The 3,507-nt window shown below is 69.4% G+C and carries 4 protein-coding genes and 2 pseudogenes; 3 read left to right on the forward strand and 3 right to left on the reverse strand.

What is annotated here, in order from left to right:
* Window positions 1–284 precede the first annotated feature (284 nt).
* Window positions 285–1,130 (forward strand): annotated as a pseudogene (locus tag ACWC0C_RS48095) (ABC transporter ATP-binding protein); the annotation flags it as partial.
* Window positions 1,117–1,914, forward strand: a complete 798-nt coding sequence (locus ACWC0C_RS48100; protein WP_450871514.1) for an ABC transporter permease — start codon at window positions 1,117–1,119, stop codon at window positions 1,912–1,914. The pseudogene ACWC0C_RS48095 and the gene ACWC0C_RS48100, both read left to right, overlap by 14 nt.
* A 110-nt stretch (window positions 1,915–2,024) precedes the next feature.
* Here ACWC0C_RS48100 and ACWC0C_RS48105 read toward each other — a convergent pair whose 3' ends face one another.
* The 3 genes from ACWC0C_RS48105 to ACWC0C_RS48115 all read right to left on the reverse strand — a co-directional run bounded on the left by ACWC0C_RS48105 (window position 2,025) and on the right by ACWC0C_RS48115 (window position 3,197).
* Window positions 2,025–2,300 (reverse strand): hypothetical protein, encoded by a 276-nt coding sequence (locus ACWC0C_RS48105; protein WP_450871515.1) that lies wholly within the window; start codon window positions 2,298–2,300, stop codon window positions 2,025–2,027.
* A 20-nt stretch (window positions 2,301–2,320) separates the two neighbouring features.
* The gene (locus tag ACWC0C_RS48110) at window positions 2,321–2,704 is read right to left on the reverse strand and encodes a methyltransferase domain-containing protein (protein ID WP_450871516.1); all 384 of its coding nucleotides are present in this window, start codon (window positions 2,702–2,704) and stop codon (window positions 2,321–2,323) included.
* 154 nt (window positions 2,705–2,858) lie between these two features.
* Window positions 2,859–3,197, reverse strand: a complete 339-nt coding sequence (locus ACWC0C_RS48115) for an NUDIX domain-containing protein (protein WP_450871517.1) — start codon at window positions 3,195–3,197, stop codon at window positions 2,859–2,861.
* A gap of 53 nt (window positions 3,198–3,250) precedes the next feature.
* Here ACWC0C_RS48115 and ACWC0C_RS48120 point away from each other — a divergent pair.
* Window positions 3,251–3,416: pseudogene (locus ACWC0C_RS48120) on the forward strand (MerR family transcriptional regulator); the annotation flags it as partial.
* Between the last annotated feature and the right edge of the window lie 91 nt (window positions 3,417–3,507).

Below are 3,507 nucleotides of genomic sequence, written 5' to 3' on the forward strand. Positions count from 1 at the left end.
GGTGAGCCCGCCCCCTTGCGGATACCTCATGTGACCGGCCTACCGCGACAACCACCACTTGTCAGCCACGACATCACGCCAACAAGGTCAGTAGAAGGCGTCCGCCCAGCGCCCACGTGACCGCCACCACCGTTCGCACCAGACCGCGCACCGATCTACGTTGAGGCCTCCGTGGGGCCCGGCTGCACCTGGATGTCACGGTCTGGTACTCGAACGCCCCGAGAAGCACCCGCTCACACGGAACGCTCATAACTACGGATTAGGTCGTCAGCGGGCTCGGCTTCACCGTGGAAGCCGGCCAGATCTGCGCGCTGCTCGGCCCGAACGGGGCGGGCAAGACCTCCACGATGCGGATGCTGGCCGGCCTGTCGTCCCCGGATACCGGCAGCGCGAGCATCCTGGGCGAGCCCGTCGGCCTGGGCGCGGACGTGCTGCATCGCGTCGGCGTGCTCATCGACGGCCCCGCGTTCGTGCCGCACCTCACCGGCCGGGCCAACCTGCGGCTCCTGTGGTCGGCGACACGACGGGCATGGCCGCCCCCCGCTCTGGACGACGCCCTGAACCTCGCCGGGCTCGACGATGCGCTCGACCGCAAGGTCAAGGGCTATTCGATGGGTATGAAGCAGCGGCTGATGCTGGCCCAGGCCCTGATGCGGCAGCCCGACGTGCTGATCCTGGACGAGCCGGCCAACGGGCTGGACCCCGGCGAGGTCCGGGCCCTGCGCGAGTACCTGGGGGAGCTGGCCCGACGAGGGGCCGCCGTGCTCGTCTCCAGCCACCAGCTCGCCGAGGTGCAGCAACTGGCGACCCACGTCGTCGTGATGAACCACGGCCGGCTGATCGCCGCAGGACCGATGGACGAACTCCTCGGCGCCGCCGGCACCTACCGCCTCCAGGTGGACGACACCGACAAGGGGGCCGCCGTGCTGCGCGCACTGCCCGGCGTCGCGTCGGCCACGACACAGCGGGACGAGATCGTCGTCACCGCCCCCGGTGTGCTCTCCCGCGACCTGGTACGCGCGCTGGTCACGGAGGGCATCGGCGTCACGTCCGTGCAGCAGGAGAGCAAGTCCCTGGAAGAGGCGTTCCTGACCATGACCGAAGGAGCCGACGAGCATGCTGCGCGTTGAACTGACCACCCAACTACTGCGGATCCGCACGCTCGTCGTGCTCGCCTGTCTGGCCGCCGTCCCCGTGCTGTCCGCCTTTTCGTACGCATCCGAGGCGGGGCATCGCAACGGTCGCCAGACCGGCCTGTTCGGCGCCTCCCCCTACTCCGCGCTCAACCACGCCATGGCGAGGATGGCGTTCATCGAACCGCTGCTCCTCCCCATCATGGTGGCTCTGCCGGCCGCCGCGATCGCCTCGTCCGACCGGGAGTGGGGAACCCTGCGCTACCTGTACGTCGCGCCCGTAAGCCGAGCGCGCCTGCTGGCGGCCAAGCTCGGAGCTCTGGCCGTTGTGACCGCGATCGCCACCCTGTGTGTGCTGACGGCCGGCCTGCTCGCCGGCGTTGCCATCTACGGCTGGCACCCGTTCCACATCGTTGGCGCTCCGAATCTCACCGGCGGCGAGACGGCCACCCGGGTCCTGTCGGCGACCGGCTACTGCCTGTTGTGCATGCTGAGCATCGCAACGATCGCGTTCGCCATGGGGCTTCTCCTGCCCCGCGGCATCGAGGCCCTCGGCGCCGTCGTCGCCTTCGTGATCGCTGCCAGCATCCTCAACGGCGCGCATGCACTGCACGCCGTGCACATCGTCCTGCCCGTGCACTACTGGCAGGACTGGACCCACCTCTTCGACCCCTCGGGGACCGCCCACCTCGGCACCGGCATCGTGGCGCAGGTGGCCACGATCACCCTGGCCACCTGCGCCGCCGTCCTCGTGCTCGTCCGCCGGGACCCCGCGGCATGACAACCGGTTTGCCCCCGATGCCCGAGATCGGCGACGAGCCTGGCCGCTGCCTGCCAAGGTCGGCGAGACGGGGAAGACCGCCGCGCCGACCACGGCCATGCGACGCGCGACTATGCCTCGGCCACGACGATGTAGAACGTCACCGCCGCGGGAAAGGGGCCCCGCGTGAGATGGCTCAGCCAGGCTTCCGCCGCCTGGTCGCTGAAATAGCCGGCCTCGACTGCGCGCCGGGTGGTCCCTTCCAAGCCGAGGATCTTGTCCGCGACCTGGACGTCCCGGAAGACAGGTGTGACAGGGATGACCCTGGGCACCCTGAAGCCGCTCTCGGTCGCCAGGCGCGCCAGTTGCCTGCCGATCCCTGCGTTGCGGACGACCCGTTCGGCCACATGGCGGGTGTAGGCACGCGTCAGGTCGCTTTCCGGATGGTCGACGGCCAGGTGTCCCAGTCGGGCTCGCCCATGACGAGTCGCCCGCCCGGCCGCAGGACCCGGCGGATCTCACCGAGCGCGGCCAGGGGATCGGCGACGTGCTGCAGGACCCGGTCGGTGCGGGCGCGGTCGGCAGTGTGGTCGGGCATCGGCAGGTCGTGGATGTCCGCGTGCCGGACGTCCACCACGGCGTCACCAGCGGTGCGGGCCCGCGCGGCGTCCACCATGTTCCGGTCGTTGTCGACGCCGACGACAGCGCCGGCCGGGGTGACCGCCTGGGCGAGCGCCTCAAGGTCGGTACCGGGGCCGCAGCCGAGGTCGAGCACCCGGTGTCCGGCACGCACGTCGAGTTCGTCGAGCATCCGCCGCTTGTAGGAGCGGCCGAGATCGCTCGTGGCGAGCCGGTCGAGATAGCTGACGCGATCGGGCCTGTCCGTCTCGACCGCTCAAACCGTACCGATGCGCTACTCCGGATCAGTGTCTTCGTTGAAATTGCCCAAATGCACAGGGGCTCTATCAAGGCCCACGGCCGACAGCGCATCGGGCAGGAGAGAAGCCATCCTCTTCGGTCGGACGGTCTCGGCAGTGGTGGCGAGCTCCGCTGCCGACCACCAACGATGCCCGTAACGAGCCTCCTGCGTCCGGACGTTCATCCCGCGGGCCTCGTCGGCCGTGACGCGGGCAAGACGGTATTCCTCGTACTGGTCGAAGACACAGCGCCGCCTCCTCCCATACTTCACGCACGGCAGCCCGTGGATAACTCTCGCCGTCCTCGACGCCACCACCGACGGTGAACCACCATCGTGCCCCCCGGCCTGCGAGGATCACGACCCCGATGCCATCCACGGAGCACATGATGAGGAGAAGGACCTGACTCTCCCGCGGAGAGAGACATGAAGGTGGGGGTCATGGACGGCGGCACCCTTTACTCGATCGGTGAACTGGCTCGGCGCACCGGGCTGACGGTCAAGACGATCCGGTTATATTCCGACCACGGCATCGTGACGCCGGCCGATCGCACCAACCACCGGATACCGCCGCTACGGCCCGGACGCCGTCGCTCGCCTGGCCCTAACGAGCTCGTGCACGGTAGGCAGGGAGACGTCGCGGATGGCGGCGGGGCTCGGTGTTCACATCGGCCGCGCCGATGTCAGGTCCGCGGTCT

The organism is Streptomyces sp. NPDC001709, assembly GCF_053596375.1.

Bases quoted from the DNA above. Each gene is read 5' to 3' on its own strand.
- ACWC0C_RS48100 (WP_450871514.1), top strand. From the start codon at position 1,117: ATGCTGCGCGTTGAACTGACCACCCAACTACTGCGGATCCGCACGCTC.
- ACWC0C_RS48110 (WP_450871516.1), bottom strand. From the start codon at position 2,704: ATGCTCGACGAACTCGACGTGCGTGCCGGACACCGGGTGCTCGACCTC.
- ACWC0C_RS48115 (WP_450871517.1), bottom strand. From the start codon at position 3,197: ATGTGCTCCGTGGATGGCATCGGGGTCGTGATCCTCGCAGGCCGGGGG.